The following is a 24,501-nucleotide window of genomic DNA, read 5'->3' as shown; positions in this document are numbered from 1 at the left end:
ACCAATAGTCCGTACGGGATTCGAACCCGTGTTACCGCCGTGAAAAGGCGGTGTCTTAACCCCTTGACCAACGGACCTTGAGCTTTTCAACTCTTTCTATTATACCTACTTTTTCCTCTTTGTCAAGGACTTTTTTAATCTCCTATACAAATTTTTCTATGATAATAGAAAAGAGCCAGTTTAACTGACTCTCTCTATTTTGTTTGCCAATTAGCCGCACGTTCTTCTCCCCACCAGTAAGGAATCAACTCGGCAACTTTGATTGTTTTTCTTGTTTCGTAATCCATCATGAACTCCGCATCTTTATTTTCAGCATTCAGTTCTAAGAGGAATTCTCTGCATGCGCCACAGGGCATACCTGATCCTTCGCCATAGGGTGGCTTATCTCGAAAGGCGAGGATTTTCTTAACCTTAGTTTGTCCTGAAAATTGGTACATATTGAAGAGAGCTGCTCGTTCTGCACAGAGATGAAAAACGCCACAAGTGCCCTCTATACAAAATCCTGTGAATATTTGACCATCTTCTGCTTCTACCGCAGCAACAACATGGTTAGCATAAACAAAGTCAGAAACTTCATGAGGATTGTATAAGGTTCGTGCTTCTTCGTACATCTTTTCCCATGTATCCATCGGAAATCCTTTTTATTTAGAAATCTCTTTGAGCATATTCTCGATATGCTGGATAGATTTCTCACGACCTAATAGGTAAATCGTATCTGGAAGTTCTGGTCCATGCATTTCACCTGATACAGCAATACGAATAGGCATGAAGAGATTTTTCCCTTTGATACCTGTTTCTTTTTGGACTGATTTTATTTGTGGGAAGATGTTTTCTGTCACAAATTCATCGTCTGTCATAGCTTCCAGTTTTGCTTTGAAGGCTTCCAACACCACAGGAACAGTTTCACCAGCCATCACTTCTTTCTCAGCTTCCGTCAACTCTGGGAAATCTGAGAAGAAAAGGTCTGTCAATGGAACGATTTCATCCACTGACCTCATTTGTGGCTTGTAGAGTTCTACCATTTTTTCAGATTTGTCAGTCAAACGTCCCGCTTCTTCTAAGTATGGTTTAGCCATTTCAAAGATCGTAGCAAGATCGGCTCTCTTGATGTAGTCGTTGCTCATCCAGTCAAGTTTCTTCTGGTCGAAGGCTGCTGGAGACTTGCTGAGGCGGTTTTCATCGAAAAGTTTAATGAGTTCTTCACGAGAGAAGATTTCGTCTTCGCCACCTGGGTTCCAACCAAGAAGAGCAATGAAGTTAAAGACTGCTTCTGGTAAATAACCTTTTTTACGATAATCTTCGATAAATTGGAGGGTGTTGGTATCGCGTTTAGACAATTTTTTACCCGTTTCAGAGTTGATAATCAAGGTCATGTGACCAAACTCAGGTGCTTCCCAACCAAGCGCTTCATAAACCATGAGCTGTTTTGGGGTGTTGGCAATGTGGTCGTCTCCACGGATTACGTGAGAAATTTGCATATCGTGATCATCGATGACAACGGCAAAGTTGTAAGTTGGGTAACCATCTTTCTTTTGAATTACCCAGTCGCCACCAATATTGCCACCTTCAAATTCGATATCGCCTTTGACCATATCATGCCACTTGTAGATACCAGATTCATTGACAGCCAAACGCACAGTTGGGATGATCCCTACTGCTTCACGCTCTGCGATGTAAGCTGCTTTTTCTTCTTGGCTCATGCCGAGATATTCATTGATGTAGCGTGGTGTTTCACCAGCTGCTTCCTGACGTTCGCGTTCAGCTGCCAACTCTTCTTCTGTAACATATGATTTGTAAGCTTTTCCTTCAGCTAGCAATTGGTCGATGTATTTTTGATAGAGTTCCAAACGCTCTGATTGGCGGTAGTTTTCATGAGTTTCTGGGCTTTCATCCCAGTCAATCCCCAACCAACGAAGGTTTTCAAGCTGTGAACGTTCTCCATCCTCAACATGGCGTTTACGGTCAGTATCTTCGATACGAATGATAAAAGTTCCACCATGATGGCGTGCGTAAAGGTAGTTAAACAATGCTGTACGGGCATTTCCGATGTGTAGTAGTCCTGTTGGACTTGGTGCGTAGCGTACGCGGATATCTTTTGACATAGTTTCTCCTATAAAGTCTCTAGGCGTCTGCCTTTTTGCTTTCTATATTATATCACAAGTCTCGCCTGAGTCCAATGTCTACGAATAAAGAGAGTAAAAAGAGTGGACAAGCCACTCTTTTCTTCTATTATAGACGTGCGTTAAGTTCTTTGCTCAATTCTTCAAATCCTGGTTTCCCAAGAAGGGCAAACATGTTACGCTTGTAGGCTTCAACACCTGGTTGGTCAAATGGGTTGATGGCATTCAAGTAACCTGAAAGGGCGATTGCCAATTCGAAGAAGTAGATCGTGTAGCCAAGAGTAAAGGCATCTTGCTCTGGAAGAGTCACATACATATTTGGTACGTCACCGTCAGTGTGGGCAAGAAGAACACCGTCAGTCGCTTTTTTGTTTACAAAGTCAACGTCTTTTCCTTGAAGGTAACCAAGTCCATCAAGGTCTTCTTCCAAAGTAGGAATGATCACGTTCTTACGTGGTTTGTCAACACGGACAACTGTTTCAAACATGATACGAGTTCCTTCTTGGATAAATTGACCCAATGAGTGTAAGTCAGTTGAGAAGTTAGCTGAAGTTGGGTAAATACCTTTTTGGTCTTTCCCTTCTGTTCAGGCACCCCTTGTGGATCCATCTGCTGGGAATTCCCTTGCACTGACTGGCTAGTTTGATTGACTTGCCAATCAACCACTGCGTCATCTATTTTTTCTAATTTAGACCCAGAAGCCTGGACTTTTTGTCCAAGCTCTGAATCAATTTTTTAGACTTTTATTTTTCTAAATTGCTTGATTTGAAATTTTATTATGGTCAAGCAGTTTCGAAAATCTGAATGGTAGAGTCCTTTTCAATTACTACTGCTTGGTCTGCTGCAACATGGAGAGTGCCCGGCAGGCTGCCCTCTTTTGAACCATCAAAAGAAATCGTGATATGGCCCAGTCCAGTTAAATTTTTTTCTACTACATTTCCTACGGCAGTAATCGAATATTCCTGACTATCTACCACCAGCTTTCCACCTTCTAGTATTGCACCTAGAAGATTTTTGTTATCGATTTTAAAACAATACTCTGCTAAGTCTTCCGGAGCTTCTTCTCCAAACAAAATGAGCATATTGGCATCTTGAATCATATTCTGAGCTTCAGGCCCCACTTGAATTACTTTAGCTTCAAAAATTTTCTTCATCTAATTCCTATTCATCCTTTCTCAAATCTGTCATAAACTTATGCTTATAGATAAGTTTAACATAATAGTTGCTATGTTTACGTGCATCTATCAAAAGTTTACTGATAAAGGCCAATACTAGCTATCCAAGCTACTAGCACCCGCGGAACACCATTGAGAAAGCGTGAATAAAGCACAGAAGGGACACCAACCTCAACTGTTTCAGCCTTGGCTTCAGATAGACCGAGTGCTACAGGAATGAAATCACAACCGTTTTGAGTGTTGATAGCAAATATAGCTGGCAGAGCCATTTGGGGCGGAATAGTCCCTTTGCCGATTTCAACTCCAATTAAGGTTCCAATAATCTGACTGATAACAGCTCCGGGGCCTAACAAAGGAGATAGGAATGGCAAGGAACAGATAAAGCCAATCAAAATGAGTCCCCAGATGTTCCCAGCTAGGGGAACCATTAATTTTGCCAGCCAATTTCCAACACCTGAACCTTGAATAACCCCAATCAGCAAGGAAACAAAGGCCATGAAAGGAATGATCGTGTTGAGCATTGTTTGGATGGCTTCACGAGCAGCCTGGTTGAAAGTCGCAACGACCTTCCCAGCGCCCATCCCAATTCTTGCTACAATACTTGTTTCAGCTTTTTGCTCTGTAATTTTTTTACTAGTATCGTAAGTTGGCTTTTCTGTTACCACAGTTGTCGCTTTTTCGTCTTCATTAGCAGCAGAAATTTGATTAAGGCCAACTGCTGACACATAGATTTCCTCGGTTATATATTGAGCTAGAGGCCCACTTTTCCCTGTAGCGACAATATTTATTGTAGGGATCCCCTTTTTAGGATAAATACCACAGCGAAGAGTACCGCCACAATCCACGATTGCTAAAGCAATTTCCTCATCTGGGATAGAAGTTTTAAACCCATTAACAGCTTCCATACCGGTCAAATCAGCAATTTTATCTACAATATCTGGCTTTTCTCCTCCGCCAGTGATATAGATGAATTTATGCTTAGCTTCACTAGGTGTAATGACCAAAGGTCCTCCGAAACCGCCATTTCCTTTAACAACTTTTATACTCTTATATGACATAATTTCACTCTTTCTATAAATCAAATGTTTTACTCAAGGTAACACCTTGCTGTTTTGCTACATAAGCAGTTGTAAAATCGGTCACCCAACCGCCTACAAAGTTCATGACAAGCCCAACAAGCATGTAACGAATGGCTAAGTCCATTTGACTTAAACCTAAAGTTTGAATTCCTGTTGCAATTCCCATCCATACAAACAATTCCCCAGGATTGATATGCGGAAATACACCATTTGAAGTGTGGCAGAACTGCATCTGAGCTGCTACAAAACTAGGTTTATAATATTCTGGTAAGAAACGTCCCATACTGATTGCCATCGGATTCCCCAGCATAAAGGCAGAAATGAAAGGTAAAATCATATACCGGCTAACAGGATTTTTGGCAGAAATCTTAGCCAGGGAATTGACCTTCTCTTCTCCCAAGAAAGCGATAAGGGTATTCATTGCAATCAATAGCATCAAGACAAGCGGTACAATATTTGTCATCCAGCTAATAAAGGTTTCTCCACCTAATTGGAAGAGTTTCATAAAACTCTCTGCAAAATTTGTAATGTGATTCATAAGGAACTCCCTTTCTTATTTTTTTTAAATAACTGTTTAATAGATAATTGTAAGTAATTCGCATAAAAGCCGAATCCCAGAAAAGAATCAGATGAACTTGTCTCTTTCTCAATACCTGCCTCATTCCAAAGATAGACTTTTCTAGCATCTTCTATGGCTGATTGCATCAACTTATTTTCTTTTCTCACAAGAGGATTATACTTGTCAAAATAATGGATGTCTTCTCCAACATAATCGTCCATATTTTGAAAACGTGCTAAGATTGTGACTCCTTGCATTTTGCTAGCTTTAAGAACCCGACCGTTTTCATCAACCGCGAACATGACAATCGTACCGGATTTGATTCTTCCGGACTTCCTGCCAATCGCTACGCGCCCCAGTTTTCGGAGCATCGTATAGGTCTTATTGAAGTCTTTGAGTTGCTGCCAGCCGAGGAACATTTGAAATATATAAGCTGCCATGACAAATACAGCGAAAATTATTAGCGAATTCATTAAAATACTCCTTTGCTCTTAGAAAATGATAGAAACTCTGTCTCTGTTTCTACAGCCCTCAATGCTTCTTTTAGAGAAGGCTCTCCTGCAATTCGAAAAATGTCGTCATACAATTCCAGCAATTCACTCTCCATTTTGCTTTCAATTTCTGAGGGAATGGCGACTAGAAAGATAAATTCAATCCAATCATCTCCTTTTTGATAAGGCTCTTCTAGCTTTCCAAACATTAAAATAGTCTTTGCATAACCCTGGTTAATTGTATGGGGGAAGGCAATTCCTCCACCAAAAATGGTTGATTGTTTTTTATCCCTATCAATTATCCGATTTCTAAAACCTTCATCAATCATCTGAAGTTTCTCTAACTCTGCAACCATATTTAGCAAGTATTGCTGATAGGTTTTTTGGGGAGTCAAACGAAGAAAACGTAAGCTGACTGTTTCTAGATTTTTTTGATGAAAAGCATTGGCCCTCTGCCATTCTTCCTGCAGCCATTGATCATCAAAAAGATGATTAACTTGAATGACTGGAGATTTAGAATCTTTATATTTTAGAGGAACTGTCGTAAAAATCGCGAAATAGTCCTGATTCAAATCCAGATTAAAATCCTCTTCAGAATACTGAGTAATGTCTACATCATTTCCAAGAATTCGTCTGAGTTGCTGAATAATCATCGCAGCAGTTCCTCTTCCTGTTGTGCAAACTACAGCTATCTGCTTGCGAGAACCATTTACAACAGAGTTTTGCTTTCTTAAAATCATTTCAAAATACAAAGCCAGATATCCGATTTCAGATAATTCCAATTCAGAACCAAAAATTGCAGATAGTTCTTCTCCAGCAATTTTCGCCATTTCAAAAGCAAAAGGATATTGAGTTTGAACCTCGCCATGGAATATATCATTAGCTTGCACATGGAAAATCAGTCGATTGATTAAGGAGCCTAGATGAGACTTGATTTCTTCAAATAATTCTTCATCATCAAAGTTAACCAACATTGTTTCTTTGACTTTCTTGACAATCCCTTGAAAAATGTTTGCAAGCTGTTCAGATTGATAAGACGGCTTGCTTAAAGTGTCAATAAAACGGATATTAAACGGAAAACACAAAAAGTCTATCTCAAACTGACTGAGGGAAATCTTATAAGTCATCTCAATATGATAGATTAATTTTTCAACCAAAGGTGTCTCTGTTAAATCATTCCTATAGTAAGGAATAGGGCAACTCAACACCCTAGATGCATGAATACGCTCCACCATAATTGAAATGGTCTTTCGAAGGAGTTCCTTTGTTTCTTTCGGGATTTTATACTCCTGGAGTAGCGTCTCCAGAAAAGAAGATGTTGCCTCGGTGAGTGTCTTTCCTTCAAAGTAAGGGGCCACTTGGTGAATATAGAGCAAGCGCAAATTCAGCTCGGACCCCAAGACCTCCAGCCCACGGTTGGGCTTTCCTGAAATAGTGATAGAGTAACTCTCTGCCAAAGATTTTACTTGTTTTAAATCCTTATTAAGGGTACTTCTACTAACACCTGCTTCCTCAGCCAAGTCGTCAATAAGAAGAGGGGAGGTTGACTCAATTAAACGTTTTAGTAAATAGGCAATTCTTTTACTGGAAGAATTGAAGTCACTCTCCCGTTTTAAACTACCAGATAAAATCCTTTCCAACTCAGTATAGTCATACACCTCTAACATTAACTGATCATCTTGTGAGATAATCTGGATACTCGGAGCCAAAACATCATTTAATTGTTGGATACTCTTTTGCAAGGTTTGCATACTAATATCCAGCTCTGAGCGCATATCTACCAAGGAATAAGTTGGCTGTGAGACCATTTTTTCTAAAATATTATACCATCGATTTACTATGGTCAACTCTCTTCCTCACCTTCATTTTTTTAACCGCGAGTTTTCCCTCCGGCAATATTTGTAGTGACTCCAGTTATATAGCTAGAACGGTCTGAAATATAGAATGCTACAAGGTCAGCTACTTCCCGTAGTTTACCACTTCGTCCCAAAGGAGTTGTTGAAGTTGAAGCATAACCAGCTCGAATATCTTCTACCGTCTTTCCACGGGTATAAGCAAGAGCTTCCTCATAAGAAAGAGTTCGAAGTCCCGTAGCTTCCATAATTCCTGGAGCAATTCCAACCACACGTACACCATGCTTACCCAGCTCTTTTGCCCATGAACGAGTGTAACTATAGACTGCTGCTTTTGTGGCAGCATAGGCACTTTGTCCTTCAGAACCTTCCAAGCCTGCTTCTGAAGCCATGTTCACAATTACACCTTTTCCATTTTTCACTAAAATACGTCCTACTGCCTGACTAACCAAATACAAACCTTTTTGATTAATCATTGTTACTTTTTCAAACGTTTCATCGTCTAACTCGTAAGGACCTTTAGGATTTTCTGCATCAATTAATAATCTGGGAACATTAATCCCTGCATTATTGACTACCGCATCAATATTGCCAAATCTTTCAACTATTTTGGCAACACCCTCTTCTACTTCAGAGCGAGAAGTTACATCAACTTTTACAAATAATAGATTCGGGTGACGCAAATCGTTGTCGCTAAGATCAAAATTCGCTACATTGACTCCTAATTCCAGCAATTCTTCAACGATTGCCTTACCGATCCCAGATGACGCGCCAGTCACAAGAACTGTTTTGCCTTTTATGTTTAACCAATCATTCATTTTGATACCTCTCAAATTTTATTTACAAGGCAATTATACAGCGCTTTCATAAAAGAATTAAGACACTCTTTTTTACACTTTTAAAAAAAATAATAAACTAATTAAGAGGCTTGTACTAAAAATCCACAAGAAATGAACTTGTGGATCTTTTTATATTCTAAATGAACTCAAAGCATATGAGAATCAAAGGCGTGCATTCAACTCAGCACCCAGCTCTTCAAAGCCTGGTTTCCCAAGAAGAGCAAACATGTTTTTCTTATAAGCTTCAACTCCAGGCTGGTCAAATGGATTGATACCATTCAGGTAGCCAGAAAGAGCAATAGCCAACTCAAAGAAGTAAATAGTGTAGCCCAAAGTGAACTCATCTTGCTCAGGCAGTGTCACAAACATATTTGGAACTCCACCATCAGTGTGTGCTAACAGCACTCCATCTGTAGCTTTTTTATTGACAAAGTCAACATCTTTTCCTTGCAAGTAGCCAAGACCGTCCAAGTCTTCTGCCAATTCAGGAATCAGCACATTTTTGCGAGGTTTATCTACACGGATAACTGTTTCAAAGAGGATACGGGTACCTTCCTGGATAAATTGTCCCAGAGAGTGCAAGTCTGTTGAGAAGTTAGCTGAAGTTGGATAAATCCCTTTTTGGTCTTTCCCTTCTGACTCACCAGCCAGTTGCTTCCACCACTCAGAGAAGTATTGCAGAGATGGTTCATAGTTAGCTAGAACTTCTGTCAGATAACCTTTACGGTACAAGATATTGCGTACAACTGCATATTGATATGCTTCATTTTCAGCCAACTTATCAGAAGCATAAGCCTTGCGAGCAGCATTTGCTCCTTCCATTAACTTGCTGATATCAGCTCCTGCAGCTGCGATTGGCAAGAGCCCCACTGCTGTCAATACTGTAAAACGACCACCTACACTATCAGGCACTACAAAAGTATCCCAGCCATTAGCATCTGCTTCAACTTTAACTGCACCTTTAGCGCGGTCTGTAGTTGCGTAGATACGTTGGTTAGCTTCTTCTTGACCGTACTTCTTAACCAAGAGTTCTTTGAAGACACGGAAAGCAATAGCCGGTTCAGTTGTTGTACCTGATTTAGAAATCACGTTTACTGAGAAATCTTTGTCTGATACATAGTCTACCAAATCAGCCAAATAGCTTGAAGAGATAGAGTTTCCAGCATAGAGGATCTGAGGTGCCTTGCGTTCTTCCTTTCTTTGCAAGTTTACAAATGAATTATTCAAGAAATCAATAGCTGCACGAGCTCCTAAATAGGAACCACCAATACCGATTACGATCAATACCTCACTATCAGATTGGATTTTAGCAGCAGCCTTTTGAATACGAGCAAATTCATCTTTGTCATATTCTTCAGGTAAGTTCAACCAGCCAGTCATTTCTGCCCCAGGACCTGTACCATTTCTCAGAGCAGAATCTGCTGCAGTCACTTGAGGCTGCATATAATCTAGTTCATGTGGTGCAACAAATTTATCTAATACTTTTGAATAATCAAATTTAATATGTGACATAATATTCCTCCAAAATTTCTTCTCTTCTATCATAACCCTTACCTTAGATTTTTTCAAGTTTTTATACTGAATTTTTCCAAATTTTATCATAATTTAAACATTTGCGTAAAAAATGTTACAATATTAAAATTTGAACGAAATAAGACAAAAAAACGGCTAGAGATTCTAACCGTTACAATTCATTTAATAAATACTCAAATAATTCTAAATTGCCATCTTCTTCATTGACCAGGAACTCTGGGTGCCACTGTAAACCGATAATACGATGCTCGTCGACAGACTCAATCGCTTCCACTGTCTGATCTCGAGGGTCCACCGCTGTCACACGGAAATTAGGTGCCAGATCTTTGATACTCTGACGATGGACTGAGTTGACCTGACTTTCTTTGCCAAACAACTTAGCCACCACGCTTCCTTCTACCGTCTCAATAGAATGAGATGTTCCAAAAGGCAAGCCTTGCCAGTGACCTTCAATTTCTTGGTGGAGGGTGCCGCCAAAAGCAACATTGACCAGCTGAACCCCACGACAGATTGCCATAATTGGTTTATTCTGACGGAGCGCTTCTTTCAAGAGAGCTAGTTCAAACTCATCGCGTACAAGGTTGTAATCATCGCTCTCAATGGTCTTTTTTTCCCCATAAAACTGGGGATGGACGTTTTGCCCACCTGTCAAGATGAGTTTGTCGATCATTTCCACATAATCACGCACAACGGACTCATCACCAACAGGAATAACCAAAGGGAGACCTCCGACTTGACGAATGCTCTCTGCAAATTTACAGGATACAGACGAATGAATGTTTTTCCCTTCTGCATCTACAGGACATAGATTTGCAGCAACTCCTACAACCGTTCTAGCCATGATGTGTCTCCTTTCGATTTTCTTGCAACAGTCTTATCTTATCACTCCAACCCTTTCCTGTCTAATATGTTTTTTTAAAGACCGTGATAAGTATTTTTTATGGATAAGAAAAAGCTGCCCAACGAGGGCAACTTCTTTTTTATTCGAAGACAAATTGATTGTGATACAGTTCTGAGTAGAAACCGCCGAGTTTGAGCAACTCGTGATGATTTCCACGTTCAATGACCTCTCCATCTTTGAGGACAATAATCTGATCGGCATTGAGGATGGTCTTGAGACGATGGGCAATGACAAAACTGGTTCGACCTGCTACTACTGCCTCCATGGCATGTTGAATCTTACTTTCTGTTACGGTATCGACATTGGAAGTCGCTTCATCTAAGATTAGGACTTGAGGATCTGTCATCAAGGTCCGAGCGATGGAAATCAATTGTTTCTGACCAGTTGAGAAAATATTTTGCTCATCATCAATAAGGGTATCATACTTATCAGGCAAGCTTTCGATATAGTCATGAATATGAGTTGCCTTGGCAGCTGCTTCGACCATTTCCTGACTGGCATCTGGCACACCAAAGCGGATATTGTCTCGGATTGTCCCACTAAACAAGACCGAATCCTGCAAGACAATCCCGACCTTGCTCCGCAGGCTATCCAAGTCGTAGTCACGGATGTCTTTACCATCAAAGCAAATGCTACCTGCATCCACATCGTAGAAACGATTGATGAGATTCATGATGGTCGTTTTCCCTGAACCAGTCGGACCGACAACCGCTATCATCTGCCCTTTAGGAGCTGAAATGCTAACATCTTTCAAAATCGGCTGGTCAGGCAAATAAGAGAAATCAATATGACTGATTTCAACGCCTTCTCGCAATTCCGTAAAGGCAGGGGCATTTTGCGGGCGAATCTCTTCTTCTGCATCGAACATTTCTTGGATACGATCCGCTCCGGTAAAGGCCAACTGGAGGCTTCCCCAACTCGCAGCCACCTGGATAATCGGCTGGTAGTACTGCTGAGAAAATTGGGTAAACATAACAATCAAACCTAGAGCTGTCGTTGTCTCGATACTTGGATCGTTCAGCAAGACCGCAGAACCTGCAAAAATGACGATGGCTGTGTTGACCAAACTCATCCCATTCATAACTGGAAAGAGGATGCCTGAGAACATTCTTCCTTTAAAGGTTGCCTTGCGCACGCGCTCATTTCGCTCCACAAATCCTGCTACGATGTCGTCTTGAATCCCTTGTACGATAACAGCTTTCTGTCCTGAAATACTTTCGTCCATGTAGGCGTTGAGTTTCCCAACCTCTTTTTGCTGGAGATTGGTGTACTTGCGGGCCATTTTCACAATGAAGACCAACATGAGAAAGGCCACTGGGGTGCTGGCTACTGTTATCAGGGCTAGCGTCACATTTCTTGAAAACATGACAAAAATCAAACCGATGTAAAGAGCAATATTGCTCATAACCTGAACTAGACTTTCATTGAAGGCTTGAAGAATGTTATCCAAGTCACTAGTAAAGCGAGAAAGGATGTCACCATCCTGATGGCGATCAAAGAAAGAAACCGTCAAACGGGAAAGTTTGCCAAAGAGGCCTTTACGCATCTCATTTGTTGACTCAGCAATCACACGGGTCATAAAGGTCATGTAAATCAAACTGGATACTACTAAGGTGAGGACAACCAGAGCTAGATTCAGCATCAGAGCTGACAAACTTTGCCAGGCTAGTTCTGAAGTACCATTTTGATAAGCTAGAACCAGATTAGCGAGCTCCGTCACTGCTTGACCTGAAAAAACTGGAAAGAGGGCTTGGGCAATCGTCGCAATCGCAACCATCAGAACCACAATGACAAAGGAGAGCTTGTAGACTTTAAAATAATTCCAGAAAAATCGAACGGTTTTCATTTTATTCCTCCTTTCCCTTTTGTGTTTCGTAGATTTCACGGTAGACGGCATTGTTAGCTACTAAGTCTGCATGCCTTCCTTCTCCAATCAAGCGCCCTTGATCCAAGACCAAAATCTTGTCCGCATGGACGACTGAACTGATCTTTTGAGCGATGATAATGGTTGTTGTCCCTTTCAGGTCTTTGTTCAAAGCCTCCTGAACGAGTCTCTCTGACTTAGCATCCAAGGCCGAAGTCGAATCGTCAAAAATCAGGATACGGGGATTGCTGACAATCCCACGGGCAATCGACATCCGTTGTTTTTGTCCACCAGAAAAGTTGGTGCCACGTTCTTCGACCTGACTCTCAAATTTGTTTTCCATGCGTCCGATAAATTCACTGGCTTGAGCAATCCGTGCAGCACGTTCCAGTTCGGACACGCTGGCATTGCCTTTTCCTTGACGGAGATTATCTGCAATGGTCCCACTAAAGAGAATAGCACGTTGCAAGACAATGGAAACTGTTTTACGCAAGGTTCCCTCGCTGACGTCTCGAATATCCTTGCCACCAATCTTGATAGATCCCTCCTGTGGATCAAAAAGTCGTGGAATTAACTGAGCTAGGGTGGACTTACCTGCCCCAGTCGCTCCAACCACACCGACCATCTGACCTGGTGCAACTTCAAAACTTACATTCTTAAGCATGGGCTCTTCATCGGTAGGATAAGTGAAGGTCACATTTTCAAAAGAGAGACTTCCTTCTAGATCCTCATCTGGAAGATCCTTAAAAGTCATCGCTGGCTCGGTATCTAGAACCTCACGGATACGCATCATCGAAATCATAGCCCGACTGACAGAATTCCCTAAAAATCCAACCATGACGATTGTAAAGATAATCTGACTGAGATAGTTAACAAAGGAAGCAATAGAACCAACGACTGACGGATCCGACTGAGCCATTCCCGCGACCAACCAGATGGAGAGGAAAACCGCTCCGTACCCAATGAGCATCATAAAAGGTTCCACTACTGAAAAGGCATAGCCAATATAAATATTTTGTCCCAGAAGCTCATCTGAGACCTCAGTAAACTTGTCAAATTGCTCTTTTTCCTGCACAAAGGATTTGACCACACGCACACCACGTAGATTTTCCTTGGCGATGGCATTAATTCGTTCAAGAAGGGTTTGAAACTTGGCGAAGCGCGGCCCCATCATCCCCATCATGATACCTGTAAGCGCAAAAATCAGCACTACCATAAGGACAATTACCCACCAAAGCGAAGGCAGGGTGTGAACCGCTAAGATAAAGGAACCGATAAAAAGCAAAGGAAGACGGAAAAGGATTTGGAAAACCATCATCACCATGTTCTGAATTTGGTTGATATCATTGGTCATGCGGACAACCAGATTCCCAGCATTAAACCGCTCAATGTTGGCATAAGAAAAGGTTTGGATCTTACGAAAAGCATCTTCCCGAAGATCCGAAGATACTCCCTGAGCGATATAGGCTGCAAGCATAACATTGACACCACCTGCAACCAGACCCACGAGGGCTACTCCTATCAACCATGCCCCAATACTATAAATAGCCTCATGTCGGCCAGCCAGTAGAGCATCTAAAACCTCCTGCAAATAGCGAGGTTGCAAGAGCGAGCTTGCAACCATCAAGCCTGTCATCACAAAGGATGCCAAGGCTTGCCATTTATAGGCTTTAATTTTTTCAATCAGCATACTTCCTCCTAATCAGATAGACAAAAGGGAGTGACGAAATTCGCCAGCTCCTCTCATTCTTTCATGTTGATGCTATTCTAGCAAAAAAGAGGAATCTTGTCAAAGGCGTTTTCTTATTATAAAATAGTGCGCTTTCACTCGCAAGTAATGCATGAAAAGGCTTTTTATGGTAAAATGAAAAGAAGAACTCTTAAAAGGAGGAGAAGATGAAGAAACAAACCATCGCTGTCTTGGGTCCTGGTTCTTGGGGAACTGCCCTTTCGCAGGTCCTAAACGACAATGGACACGAGGTTCGGATTTGGGGAAATATTCCTGACCAAATCGATGAAATCAATAGCCAGCATACAAATAAACGCTACTTTAAAGACATCCTACTCGACGAAAACATCAAGGCCTACCATGACTTGGAAGAAACATTAAAGGATGTGGATGCTGTTTTATTTGTTGTCCCAACAAAAGTAACGAGACTGGTTGCCCAACAAGTAGCAAAGGTACTCGATCACAAGGTTGTCATCATGCATGCCTCCAAAGGCTTGGAACCAGATAGTCACAAACGTCTGTCAACTATTCTTGAAGAGGAAATTCCAACTGACCTTCGTAGTGAAGTCGTCGTTGTTTCAGGTCCTAGCCACGCTGAGGAAACCATTGTACGCGATATCACCTTGATTACTGCAGCATCCAAGGATCTTGAAACTGCCCAGTATGTCCAAAATCTCTTTAGCAATCACTACTTCCGCCTCTATACCAATACGGATGTCATCGGGGTTGAAACTGCCGGTGCTTTGAAAAACATCATCGCAGTTGGTGCAGGTGCATTACATGGCCTAGGATTTGGTGACAATGCCAAGGCAGCCATCATCGCCCGTGGCTTGGCAGAAATCACCCGTCTAGGAGTAGCTCTTGGAGCTAATCCTCTGACTTATAGCGGTCTTTCTGGAGTCGGTGATTTGATTGTAACTGGTACATCAATCCACTCTCGTAACTGGAGGGCTGGTGACGCTCTCGGTCGTGGAGAATCTCTAGCAGATATCGAAGCCAACATGGGCATGGTCATTGAAGGAATTTCAACAACCCGAGCAGCTTACGAACTGGCTCAGGAATTGGGTGTCTACATGCCAATCACACAAGCCATCTACCGAGTTATCTATGAAGGTGTCAATATCAAAGAAGCAATCAATGACATCATGAACAATGAATTTAAAGCAGAAAACGAATGGTCTTAGACCCTTATAGAAAGGAACATTATGAAACAAAAAGTCAGAAAAGCAGTCATCCCTGCCGCTGGATTGGGAACTCGTTTCCTCCCTGCAACTAAAGCCTTGGCCAAGGAAATGTTGCCAATCGTAGACAAACCAACCATCCAATTTATCGTTGAAGAAGCCCTCAAATCTGGAATCGAAGATATCTTGGTTGTTACTGGTAAGTCAAAACGTTCCATTGAGGACCACTTCGACTCAAACTTCGAATTGGAATACAACCTCAAAGAAAAAGGGAAAACAGATCTTTTGAAGCTAGTTGATGAAACAACTGGCATGCGTCTGCATTTTATCCGCCAAACTCATCCACGCGGTCTCGGAGATGCTGTTTTGCAAGCCAAGGCTTTCGTCGGAAATGAACCTTTTGTCGTGATGCTTGGGGATGACTTGATGGATATCACTAACGAAAAGGCTGTTCCGCTTACCAAACAACTCATGGATGACTATGAGCGTACGCACGCGTCCACTATCGCTGTCATGCCTGTCCCTCACGACGAAGTATCTGCCTATGGGGTGATTGCTCCGCAAGGTGAAGGGAAAAACGGCCTTTACAGTGTTGAAACCTTTGTTGAAAAACCTGCTCCAGAGGACGCTCCTAGCGACCTTGCTATTATTGGACGCTACCTCCTCACGCCTGAAATTTTCCAAATCCTCGAGAACCAAGCTCCAGGTGCAGGAAATGAAATTCAATTGACAGATGCGATCGACACCCTCAATAAAACACAACGTGTATTTGCTCGTGAGTTCAAGGGTTCCCGCTACGATGTCGGAGACAAGTTTGGCTTTATGAAAACATCCATCGACTACGCTCTGAGACACCCACAAGTCAAAGACGACTTGAAAGACTACCTCATCCAACTCGGAAAAAAGTTAGCTGGAGAGAAATTAAAAAAATAATCTATAACAAAAGAAGAACTAGGGTGGTTACTATCCTAGTTCTTTTTTTATTTGCACTCATCTCATCCCTGTACTTTGCCTATCATCGAAGAAAAGAATCGATAGGTCGAGCAGTTCCCACACTTGTCTCTAATTATTTGCCAAATTTTGTGAAAGCACTATACTTCTGTTTGTTTTTTATAAAAATAGGAGTATACTAAGTTAGTATAATAAAATAAAAAACACCGAATCGGTGCTCACTTTTTCAAGTTGTGTACGGACAAAGCCTTATTTTAACTCGCTGTGTTGTTTCGAATGGTTCCAACAGCTATATTATATACCATTCTTTTAAAAATAGCAAGAAAAAATCTATATAAAATAGAATAACATTTTATTTTACAAATATAAAAAAACTATATTGAAAGCGTTTTATAATTTGTTGCTTTTAATAGCAAAAAGATATATAATTTAGTTAAAGTTAATATATTAGCACTTGCTGATACGACTCTAAAATTACAATAAAATGGAGAGCAATAGATGACTAAAAAATCTTACTCTATCGGACTAGATGTCGGAACAAACAGCGTCGGATGGGCCGTCATTACAGATGACTATAAGGTTCCATCGAAAAAGATGAAAGTTCGGGGCAATACTGATAAACACTTTATCAAGAAAAATCTCATCGGGGCTTTGTTATTTGATGAAGGGACTACCGCTGAGGATAGACGTCTCAAACGAACAGCACGTCGTCGCTATACTCGTCGGAAAAATCGTCTTCGCTATCTTCAAGAAATCTTTGCTGAGGAAATGAACAAGGTAGATAGTAGTTTCTTTCATTGATTAGATGACTCCTTTTTAGTTCCTGACGATAAAAGAGGAAGTAAGTACCCTATTTTTGCTACCTTGGCAGAAGAAAAAGAATATCATAAGAAATTTCCGACTATCTATCATTTGAGAAAGCAACTGGCAGAGTCAAATGAAAAAGCAGATTTACGTTTGATCTATCTAGCTCTTGCTCACATGATTAAATACCGCGGGCATTTTTTGATTGACGATCCCAAGTTTAAAGTTCAAAATAATGACATCCAAGGACTGTTTGAAAAATTTGTTGAAGAATATGATAATGTTCAAGAAACCTCCCTTTCCAAAATCAAACTGAATGTCACAGAAATTCTAACTGCTAAAATCCCTAAGTCTGAAAAACAGGAACAACTTCTTAAGAACTACCCAAGTGAAAAGAAGAATACCTTATTCGGTAATTTAATCGGACTAGCTCTAGGATTGACACCTAATTTTAAAACAAACTTTAGTTTAGAAAACGATGCTAAATTACAAATATCATCGGAGAGCTATGAAGAAGATCTTGGAAATCTCCTCGCACTAATCGGAGAAAATTTCATCGAACTCTTTTCTGCGGTGAAAAATCTAAGTGATGGTATCTTATTAGCAGGTATCGTTTCAGACGAATCCCCACATGCGCCTTTATCAGCAAAAATGGTCATTCGATTCAAAGAACATGAAGAAGACTTAGTTGCCTTAAAACAATTCATCAAAAACAATCTTCCAGCAGAAAAATGTGTTGAAGTTTTTTCTGACCAATCTAAAGATGGGTATGCTGGATATATCGATGGCAAGACCACACAAGAATCATTTTACAAATATATCAAAAATCTTCTCTCTAAATTCGAAGGAGCAGATTATTTCCTTGAGAAAATCGAACGTGAAGATTTTTTGAGAAAACAACGTACTTTTGATAACGGTTCTATTCCTCATCAAATTCATCTTCAAGAAATGAATGCCATTCTCCGTCGGCAAGGAGAACATTATCCATTCCTGAAGGAAAATAAAGAAAAGATAGAGAAAATCTTGACTTTCCGTATTCCTTACTACGTTGGCCCATTGGCTCGTGGCAATCGTGATTTTGCGTGGCTTACTCGAAATTCTGACCAAGCAATCCGACCTTGGAATTTCGAAGAAATTGTTGATAAAGCAAGCTCTGCGGAAGACTTCATCAATAAGATGACTAACTATGACTTGTATCTCCCAGAGGAAAAAGTTTTGCCTAAGCACAGTCTGTTGTATGAAACATTTGCTGTCTATAATGAATTAACAAAAGTAAAATTTATTGCAGAAGGATTGAGAGACTATCAATTCCTTGATAGTGGGCAGAAGAAGCAAATTGTTGATAGATGTTTCAAAGAAAAAAGAAAAGTAACCGAAAAAGATCTCATTCATTATCTACACAATGTTGATGGCTACGATGGAATCGAACTAAAAGGAATTGAAAAACAATTTAACGCTAGTCTTTCTACTTATCATGATTTACTCAAAATTATCAAGGATAAGGAGTTTATGGATGATGCTAAAAATGAAGCAATTCTTGAAAATATCGTCCACACGCTAACTATCTTTGAAGATCGTGAGATGATTAAGCAACGCCTTGCTCAATATAATTCTCTCTTTGATGAAAAAGTGATCAAGGCACTGACTCGTCGACAGTATACTGGATGGGGGAAACTTTCTGCTAAGCTAATTAACGGTATCTGCGATAAACAAACTGGCAAAACGATTCTTGATTATCTGATCGATGACGATTACAACAATCGTAACTTTATGCAGTTAATCAATGATGACAGACTTTCTTTCAAAGAAATTATCCAAAAAGCACAAGTCGTTGGCAAAACAGATGATTTGAAGCAAGTTGTTCAAGAACTTCCAGGAAGCCCTGCCATTAAAAAGGGAATTTTACAAAGTATCAAGATCGTTGATGAACTTGTCAAGGTTATGGGGCATGCTCCTGAGTCCATTGTAATTGAAATGGCTCGAGAAAATCAGACAACTGTCAGAGGGAAAAAGAATTCCCAACAGAGATATAAACGCATTGAAGATTCACTGAAAATATTAGCATCTGGGCTTGATTCAAATATATTAAAAGAAAATCCAACAGATAATAATCAACTTCAAAACGACCGCCTCTTCCTTTACTATCTCCAAAATGGAAAAGATATGTACACAGGGGAAGCTCTTGACATCAATCAATTAAGTAGCTATGACATTGACCACATCATCCCACAGGCCTTTATAAAAGATGATTCGCTTGATAACCGTGTCTTGACGAGTTCAAAGGATAATCGTGGGAAATCCGATAATGTTCCAAGTTTAGAAGTTGTTCAAAAAAGAAAAGCTTTTTGGCAACAACTGTTGGATTCTAAGTTAATTTCAGAACGTAAATTTAAGAATTTAACCAAAGCAGAGCGAGAGCGAGGCGGGCTAAATGAGCTTGATAAAGTTGGTTTCATCAAACGCCAACTAATTGAAACACGGCAAATCACAAAACACGTTGCACAGATTTTGGATGCTCGCTATAATACAGAAGTGAATGAGAAGGATAAGAAGAACCGTACCGTCAAAATCATCACTTTGAAATCCAATCTGGTTTCCAACTTCCGTAAAGAATTTAGGTTATACAAGGTACGGGAAATCAATGACTACCACCATGCACATGATGCCTACTTAAATGCAGTGGTTGCTAAGGCTATCCTTAAGAAATATCCTAAACTAGAGCCTGAATTCGTCTATGGTGACTATCAAAAGTATGACCTTAAGCGATACATCTCAAAATCCAAAGACCCTAAAGAAGTCGAAAAAGCAACTGAAAAGTATTTCTTCTACTCAAACTTGTTGAACTTCTTTAAAGAAGAGGTACATTACGCAGACGGAACTATCGTAAAAAGAGAGAATATCGAATACTCCAAGGATACTGGAGAAATCGCTTGGAATAAGGAAAAAGATTTCGCTACAATCAAAAAAGTACTTTCACTTCCGCAGGTAAATATTGTGAAGAAGAGAGAGGTGCAAACAGGTGGCTTCTCTAAAGAGTCCATTCTTCCTAAAGGAAATTCTGATAAGTTAATCCCTCGAAAAACAAAGAATATTCTTTGGGAAACTACTAAATATGGGGGATTTGATAGCCCCGTTATCGCCTATTCGATCCTGCTCATAGCTGATATCGAAAAAGGAAAAACGAAAAAACTGAAGACTGTCAAGACTCTAGTTGGTATTACCATCATGGAGAAAAACGCTTTTGAGAAGAATCCAATAGCTTTCCTTGAAAATAAAGGCTATCATAATGTACGTAAAGAAAATATCCTCTGCCTACCTAAATATAGTTTGTTTGAATTGGAAAATGGTCGCAGACGGATGTTAGCAAGTGCTAAAGAACTTCAAAAAGGCAATGAAATAGTGCTTCCCGTACATTTAACAACCTTGCTCTACCATGCTAAAAACGTCCATAAACTAGACGAGCCAGAACATTTGGAATATATTCAGAAACACCGAAGTGAATTTAAGGATTTATTAAATCTTGTATCTGAGTTCTCTCAAAAATATGTCCTCGCCGAAGCAAATCTGGAGAAAATCAAGAACTTATATGCAGACAATGAGCAGGCAGATATAGAAATCCTAGCAAATTCATTTACCAATTTGTTGACCTTCACTGCTTTGGGTGCTCCTGCTGCCTTTAAATTTTTTGGCAAAGATGTTGATCGAAAACGATACACAACTGTATCTGAAATCCTCAACGCCACCCTCGTCCACCAATCCATCACTGGTCTCTACGAGACTCGGATTGACTTAAGCAAACTAGGAGAAGACTAATGGGATGGAGAACCGTTATAGTCAATACGCACTCTAAACTCTCCTACAAGAACAACCACTTGATTTTTAAAGATGCCTCTCGGACAGAGTTGATTCACCTGTCCGAGGTGGACATCCTGCTTTTGGAGACGACGGACATCGTTCTCTCCACTATGCTGATAAAGCGCCTGGTGGATGAAAATATTCTGGTCATCTTTTGTGATGATAAACGCTTGCCAACGGCATACTTAATGCCTTACTATGGTCGACACGATTCCAGTTTACAACTTTCTCGGCAAATTGCTTGGAATGAAGATGTAAAGGCGGAAATTTGGACAACCATTATTGCACAAAAGATTCTCAATCAGGCTTTTTATCTGGGGAGTTGTGGTTTTCTAGAAAAATCTCAATCCGTCATCGATCTCTATCATGGGTTGGATTTATTTGATCCTAGTAACCGTGAGGGACACGCAGCTCGGATTTATTTCAACACCTTGTTTGGAAATGATTTTAGTCGTGAGCAAGATAGTGATATCAATGCTGCCTTGGACTACGGCTACACCTTGATTTTGAGTATGTTTGCGCGTGAGATTGTGTTGTCTGGCTGTATGACCCAGTTTGGATTGAAACATGCTAATCAGTTTAATCAATTCAACCTAGCCAGTGATATTATGGAGCCCTTTCGTCCGATTATTGACAGAATTGTCTATGAAAATCGAAACAGTTCTTTTATCAAAATCAAGCGAGAACTTTTTACCATTTTCTCAGATACCTTTCACTACAATGGAAAGGATATGTATCTGACCAATATCGTCAGCGACTATACTAAGAAAGTCATCCAAGCTCTCAATCAACCCGAGAAAGGAGTTCCTGAGTTTAGGATATGAGTTATCGATATATGCGTATGATTTTAATGTTTGATATGCCAGTTGATACCGCAGAGGAACGCAAGTCCTATCGGAAATTTCGGAAGTTCCTCATAGATGAGGGATTTATCATGCACCAGTTCTCCATCTATAGCAAGCTCTTGCTCAATAACTCTGCTAATAATGCCATGATTGAACGCCTTAAGACGCACAATCCTAAAAAAGGAAATATTACCCTCTTAACCGTTACAGAAAAGCAGTTTTCTCGTATGATTTACTTGAATGGCGAGCGAAATACCAGCGTAGCAAACTCCGATGCACGTTTGGTTTTTCTAGGAGAGGAGCCTAGAGATGAAGATTAATTTTCCGCTATTAGACGAACCATTAGCTATTGAAAATGCAACTTTTTTGGTGCTGGAAGACCAATTTACCTTTTCAACTATCGTCAAGCAATTCTACCAATATACTGATGATGGGGAGTTGAAGTTGTTTGATAGAAATCTAAAAGCTCTAAAAGAGTCTGAATTACTAGTGATAACGGATGTCTTAGGATACAATCTCAACTCACCTGCCATGCTCAAGCTGATTCATGCTGATTTAGAAAATCAACTCAATGACAAACCGGAAGTCAAGTCCATGATTGAAAAGTTGGTTGCTACGATTACAGAATTGCTAGCATTTGAGTGCTTGGAAAACGAATTGGATCTGGAGTACGACGAAATCACCATTCTAGAGTTGATTGATGCGCTAGGGGTCAAAGTTGAAACTCTAAGTGATACACCTTTTGAAAAGATGCTAGAAATTGTTCAAGTTTTTAAATATCTTTCCAAAAAGAAACTCCTTGTTTTCATCAATGCATCCGCCTATCTATCAAAGGATGAGTTGGTAAATCTGATAGAGTACATCCAACTAAATCAACTAAGGGTTTTATTTGTCGAACCTCGAAAAGTCTATGATTTTCCGCAGTATGTAATGGATCAAGACTATTTCTTGAACCCTGAAAATATGGTATAATAAGAGTAACAATTGGAACCTGACGAGCTGAAGTCCGGCTGGGACGAATGGCGCGATTACGAAATTTCGTGAGAAAAATTTTTCTACGAGGTTTTAGAGCTGTGTTGTTTCGAATGGTTCCAAAACTCATATACCAATAAATGGCAAATACAATTAGTTTTAGAGCTGTGTTGTTTCGAATGGTTCCAAAACAATGCCTGGTACTTCTTGTTTGAACATATAGTTTTAGAGCTGTGTTGTTTCGAATGGTTCCAAAACTATAAAGCACGTCAAAGACAAAAGCGTAGTGTTTTAGAGCTGTGTTGTTTCGAATGGTTCCAAAACTGGAAGAGAAGCGTCCGATTACCGTCTACAGTTTTAGAGCTGTGTTGTTTCGAATGGTTCCAAAACCAACAGTCGAAGATTTGAAAAAATTGTGGCGTTTTAGAGCTGTGTTGTTTCGAATGGTTCCAAAACCAGAATCAGCCTATCAGCGTGCAACAAATTGTTTTAGAGCTGTGTTGTTTCGAATGGTTCCAAAACGTTCACAGAGATAGAGCTGTATGATATTTAGTTTTAGAGCTGTGTTGTTTCGAATGGTTCCAAAACTTTATACTTGTGATTTTCGTCTATTGTTCTGTTTTAGAGCTGTGTTGTTTCGAATGGTTCCAAAACAGGTATTTAACTTGTGCAGGCACGTTGTCAGTTTTAGAGCTGTGTTGTTTCGAATGGTTCCAAAACTCACGTTCGACGTTTACATTTTCGACGTCAGTTTTAGAGCTGTGTTGTTTCGAATGGTTCCAAAACATATTCTGGACAGCTTGGAGAGTGGCGACTGTTTTAGAGCTGTGTTGTTTCGAATGGTTCCAAAACTGTACCAGATGCAACCGCGACGGGTATCGCGTTTTAGAGCTGTGTTGTTTCGAATGGTTCCAAAACTCTATCCTTTACCGCGGACACGGAAAACAAGTTTTAGAGCTGTGTTGTTTCGAATGGTTCCAAAACTAGCGCTTTCGTTCTAGGTTTTAATTCATCGTTTTAGAGCTGTGTTGTTTCGAATGGTTCCAAAACTGACGGTAATAGCTTTATCCGTACTAATAAGTTTTAGAGCTGTGTTGTTTCGAATGGTTCCAAAACAGGGCATTCATGTGAGATTGATTTGCTCTTGTTTTAGAGCTGTGTTGTTTCGAATGGTTCCAAAACAGAAAATAATATAATCATCTTCTCCTGTTTGTTTTAGAGCTGTGTTGTTTCGAATGGTTCCAAAACTGATTAAATCTTGGATAATGCTAATGAGCAGTTTTAGAGCTGTGTTGTTTCGAATGGTTCCAAAACTAGTATTTGACAATTTAACTGGTAGATTCTGTTTTAGAGCTGTGTTGTTTCGAATGGTTCCAAAACGGAGAATTAAGATGAAATATATTGTAGTATGTTTTAGAGCTGTGTTGTTTCGAATGGTTCCAAAACCCAATGGACGTCACTCAGAACGACAGTGGAGTTTTAGAGCTGTGTTGTTTCGAATGGTTCCAAAACGCAGGTCCTGGATTGCAACAAGCAGGGACTGTTTTAGAGCTGTGTTGTTTCGAATGGTTCCAAAACCTGAGTTCTCAACTCATTTAGACATGCTATGTTTTAGAGCTGTGTTGTTTCGAATGGTTCCAAAACTGTTGCCAATTTCATAGTATTTGTATTCCTGTTTTAGAGCTGTGTTGTTTCGAATGGTTCCAAAACCTGAATAATTACCAGATAACCAACCAAGGGGTTTTAGAGC

General features: G+C 40.2%; 17 protein-coding genes, 1 tRNA gene, 2 pseudogenes and 1 CRISPR repeat array. Of the genes and pseudogenes, 6 read left to right on the top strand and 14 right to left on the bottom strand.

Annotation, left to right across the window (positions count from 1 at the left end; genetic code table 11):
- Positions 1 to 5 precede the first annotated feature (5 nt).
- The 14 genes and pseudogenes from HF881_RS10230 to HF881_RS10165 all read right to left on the bottom strand — a co-directional run bounded on the left by HF881_RS10230 (position 6) and on the right by HF881_RS10165 (position 14,104).
- Positions 6 to 77: transfer RNA gene (locus HF881_RS10230), tRNA-Glu, on the bottom strand.
- A gap of 117 nt (positions 78 to 194) precedes the next feature.
- A complete protein-coding gene (locus HF881_RS10225; RefSeq protein ID WP_169447403.1) occupies positions 195 to 629 on the bottom strand; it encodes a cytidine deaminase in 435 nt (144 codons plus the stop codon).
- Between the two features lie 12 nt (positions 630 to 641).
- Positions 642 to 2,102 carry a glutamate--tRNA ligase gene (gene gltX, locus HF881_RS10220; protein ID WP_169447402.1) on the bottom strand — a complete coding sequence of 487 codons (1,461 nt, stop codon included), beginning with the start codon at positions 2,100 to 2,102 and terminating at the stop codon, positions 642 to 644.
- A gap of 127 nt (positions 2,103 to 2,229) precedes the next feature.
- Positions 2,230 to 2,706 (bottom strand): annotated as a pseudogene (pgi, locus tag HF881_RS10215) (glucose-6-phosphate isomerase); the annotation flags it as partial.
- A 196-nt stretch (positions 2,707 to 2,902) separates the two neighbouring features.
- Entirely contained in the window at positions 2,903 to 3,274 is a 372-nt protein-coding gene (locus HF881_RS10210) for a PTS glucitol/sorbitol transporter subunit IIA (RefSeq protein WP_008808177.1), read from the bottom strand.
- Between the two features lie 98 nt (positions 3,275 to 3,372).
- A complete protein-coding gene (locus tag HF881_RS10205) occupies positions 3,373 to 4,353 on the bottom strand; it encodes a PTS glucitol/sorbitol transporter subunit IIB (RefSeq protein ID WP_038804194.1) in 981 nt (326 codons plus the stop codon).
- Positions 4,354 to 4,366: 13 nt separating this feature from the next.
- The gene (locus HF881_RS10200; RefSeq protein WP_001015684.1) at positions 4,367 to 4,912 is read right to left on the bottom strand and encodes a PTS glucitol/sorbitol transporter subunit IIC; all 546 of its coding nucleotides are present in this window, start codon (positions 4,910 to 4,912) and stop codon (positions 4,367 to 4,369) included.
- Positions 4,909 to 5,406 carry a transcriptional regulator GutM gene (locus HF881_RS10195; protein ID WP_033585448.1) on the bottom strand — a complete coding sequence of 166 codons (498 nt, stop codon included), beginning with the start codon at positions 5,404 to 5,406 and terminating at the stop codon, positions 4,909 to 4,911. Before HF881_RS10195 ends, HF881_RS10200 begins: the two co-directional genes overlap by 4 nt.
- Complete coding sequence (locus HF881_RS10190; protein WP_080639548.1) at positions 5,406 to 7,232, bottom strand: PRD domain-containing protein; 1,827 nt, start codon at positions 7,230 to 7,232, stop codon at positions 5,406 to 5,408. Before HF881_RS10190 ends, HF881_RS10195 begins: the two co-directional genes overlap by 1 nt.
- 62 nt (positions 7,233 to 7,294) lie before the next feature.
- Entirely contained in the window at positions 7,295 to 8,095 is an 801-nt protein-coding gene (locus HF881_RS10185; RefSeq protein ID WP_038804195.1) for an SDR family oxidoreductase, read from the bottom strand.
- Positions 8,096 to 8,278: 183 nt separating this feature from the next.
- Complete coding sequence (locus HF881_RS10180) at positions 8,279 to 9,628, bottom strand: glucose-6-phosphate isomerase (protein WP_000018239.1); 1,350 nt, start codon at positions 9,626 to 9,628, stop codon at positions 8,279 to 8,281.
- A gap of 172 nt (positions 9,629 to 9,800) precedes the next feature.
- Entirely contained in the window at positions 9,801 to 10,490 is a 690-nt protein-coding gene (locus HF881_RS10175) for a gamma-glutamyl-gamma-aminobutyrate hydrolase family protein (RefSeq protein WP_169447401.1), read from the bottom strand.
- 139 nt (positions 10,491 to 10,629) lie between these two features.
- On the bottom strand, positions 10,630 to 12,396 hold the full coding sequence (locus tag HF881_RS10170) for an ABC transporter ATP-binding protein (RefSeq protein ID WP_169447400.1): 1,767 nt from the start codon (positions 12,394 to 12,396) through the stop codon (positions 10,630 to 10,632).
- A 1-nt stretch (position 12,397) separates the two neighbouring features.
- Entirely contained in the window at positions 12,398 to 14,104 is a 1,707-nt protein-coding gene (locus HF881_RS10165) for an ABC transporter ATP-binding protein (RefSeq protein ID WP_169447399.1), read from the bottom strand.
- A 206-nt stretch (positions 14,105 to 14,310) separates the two neighbouring features.
- Between HF881_RS10165 and HF881_RS10160 the strand changes: the two genes are divergently transcribed.
- The 6 genes and pseudogenes from HF881_RS10160 (at position 14,311) to csn2 (ending at position 22,751) form a co-directional block, all read left to right on the top strand.
- Complete coding sequence (locus tag HF881_RS10160; RefSeq protein WP_169447398.1) at positions 14,311 to 15,327, top strand: NAD(P)H-dependent glycerol-3-phosphate dehydrogenase; 1,017 nt, start codon at positions 14,311 to 14,313, stop codon at positions 15,325 to 15,327.
- Positions 15,328 to 15,348: 21 nt separating this feature from the next.
- Entirely contained in the window at positions 15,349 to 16,257 is a 909-nt protein-coding gene (gene galU / locus HF881_RS10155) for a UTP--glucose-1-phosphate uridylyltransferase GalU (protein WP_169447397.1), read from the top strand.
- Between the two features lie 516 nt (positions 16,258 to 16,773).
- Positions 16,774 to 20,892 (top strand): annotated as a pseudogene (gene cas9, locus HF881_RS10150) (type II CRISPR RNA-guided endonuclease Cas9).
- Complete coding sequence (gene cas1 / locus HF881_RS10145) at positions 20,892 to 21,758, top strand: type II CRISPR-associated endonuclease Cas1 (protein ID WP_169447396.1); 867 nt, start codon at positions 20,892 to 20,894, stop codon at positions 21,756 to 21,758. The pseudogene cas9 and the gene cas1 overlap by 1 nt, the downstream one beginning before the upstream one ends.
- Positions 21,755 to 22,099, top strand: a complete 345-nt coding sequence (gene cas2 / locus HF881_RS10140) for a CRISPR-associated endonuclease Cas2 (protein WP_125849038.1) — start codon at positions 21,755 to 21,757, stop codon at positions 22,097 to 22,099. The genes cas1 and cas2 overlap by 4 nt, the downstream gene beginning before the upstream one ends.
- Positions 22,089 to 22,751 carry a type II-A CRISPR-associated protein Csn2 gene (csn2, locus tag HF881_RS10135; RefSeq protein WP_169447395.1) on the top strand — a complete coding sequence of 221 codons (663 nt, stop codon included), beginning with the start codon at positions 22,089 to 22,091 and terminating at the stop codon, positions 22,749 to 22,751. Before cas2 ends, csn2 begins: the two co-directional genes overlap by 11 nt.
- 90 nt (positions 22,752 to 22,841) lie before the next feature.
- Positions 22,842 to 24,461: direct repeats of the CRISPR family, unit length 36 nt; unit sequence GTTTTAGAGCTGTGTTGTTTCGAATGGTTCCAAAAC.
- Positions 24,462 to 24,501: the final 40 nt, after the last annotated feature.

It is taken from the genome of Streptococcus sp. WB01_FAA12 (assembly GCF_012843315.1).
Classification (GTDB): domain Bacteria; phylum Bacillota; class Bacilli; order Lactobacillales; family Streptococcaceae; genus Streptococcus.
This window is presented reverse-complemented; position numbering and strand designations above follow the sequence as displayed.

Excerpts from the sequence above, each read along its gene's own strand:
- HF881_RS10200 (WP_001015684.1), bottom strand. The coding sequence starts at position 4,912 with ATGAATCACATTACAAATTTTGCAGAGAGTTTTATGAAACTCTTCCAA.
- HF881_RS10210 (WP_008808177.1), bottom strand. The coding sequence starts at position 3,274 with ATGAAGAAAATTTTTGAAGCTAAAGTAATTCAAGTGGGGCCTGAAGCT.
- gltX (WP_169447402.1), bottom strand. The coding sequence starts at position 2,102 with ATGTCAAAAGATATCCGCGTACGCTACGCACCAAGTCCAACAGGACTA.
- HF881_RS10170 (WP_169447400.1), bottom strand. The coding sequence starts at position 12,396 with ATGAAAACCGTTCGATTTTTCTGGAATTATTTTAAAGTCTACAAGCTC.
- galU (WP_169447397.1), top strand. The coding sequence starts at position 15,349 with ATGAAACAAAAAGTCAGAAAAGCAGTCATCCCTGCCGCTGGATTGGGA.
- HF881_RS10185 (WP_038804195.1), bottom strand. The coding sequence starts at position 8,095 with ATGAATGATTGGTTAAACATAAAAGGCAAAACAGTTCTTGTGACTGGC.
- HF881_RS10175 (WP_169447401.1), bottom strand. The coding sequence starts at position 10,490 with ATGGCTAGAACGGTTGTAGGAGTTGCTGCAAATCTATGTCCTGTAGAT.
- cas1 (WP_169447396.1), top strand. The coding sequence starts at position 20,892 with ATGGGATGGAGAACCGTTATAGTCAATACGCACTCTAAACTCTCCTAC.
- HF881_RS10160 (WP_169447398.1), top strand. The coding sequence starts at position 14,311 with ATGAAGAAACAAACCATCGCTGTCTTGGGTCCTGGTTCTTGGGGAACT.
- HF881_RS10165 (WP_169447399.1), bottom strand. The coding sequence starts at position 14,104 with ATGCTGATTGAAAAAATTAAAGCCTATAAATGGCAAGCCTTGGCATCC.
- HF881_RS10195 (WP_033585448.1), bottom strand. The coding sequence starts at position 5,406 with ATGAATTCGCTAATAATTTTCGCTGTATTTGTCATGGCAGCTTATATA.
- cas2 (WP_125849038.1), top strand. The coding sequence starts at position 21,755 with ATGAGTTATCGATATATGCGTATGATTTTAATGTTTGATATGCCAGTT.
- csn2 (WP_169447395.1), top strand. The coding sequence starts at position 22,089 with ATGAAGATTAATTTTCCGCTATTAGACGAACCATTAGCTATTGAAAAT.
- HF881_RS10180 (WP_000018239.1), bottom strand. The coding sequence starts at position 9,628 with ATGTCACATATTAAATTTGATTATTCAAAAGTATTAGATAAATTTGTT.
- HF881_RS10205 (WP_038804194.1), bottom strand. The coding sequence starts at position 4,353 with ATGTCATATAAGAGTATAAAAGTTGTTAAAGGAAATGGCGGTTTCGGA.
- HF881_RS10190 (WP_080639548.1), bottom strand. The coding sequence starts at position 7,232 with ATGGTCTCACAGCCAACTTATTCCTTGGTAGATATGCGCTCAGAGCTG.
- HF881_RS10225 (WP_169447403.1), bottom strand. The coding sequence starts at position 629 with ATGGATACATGGGAAAAGATGTACGAAGAAGCACGAACCTTATACAAT.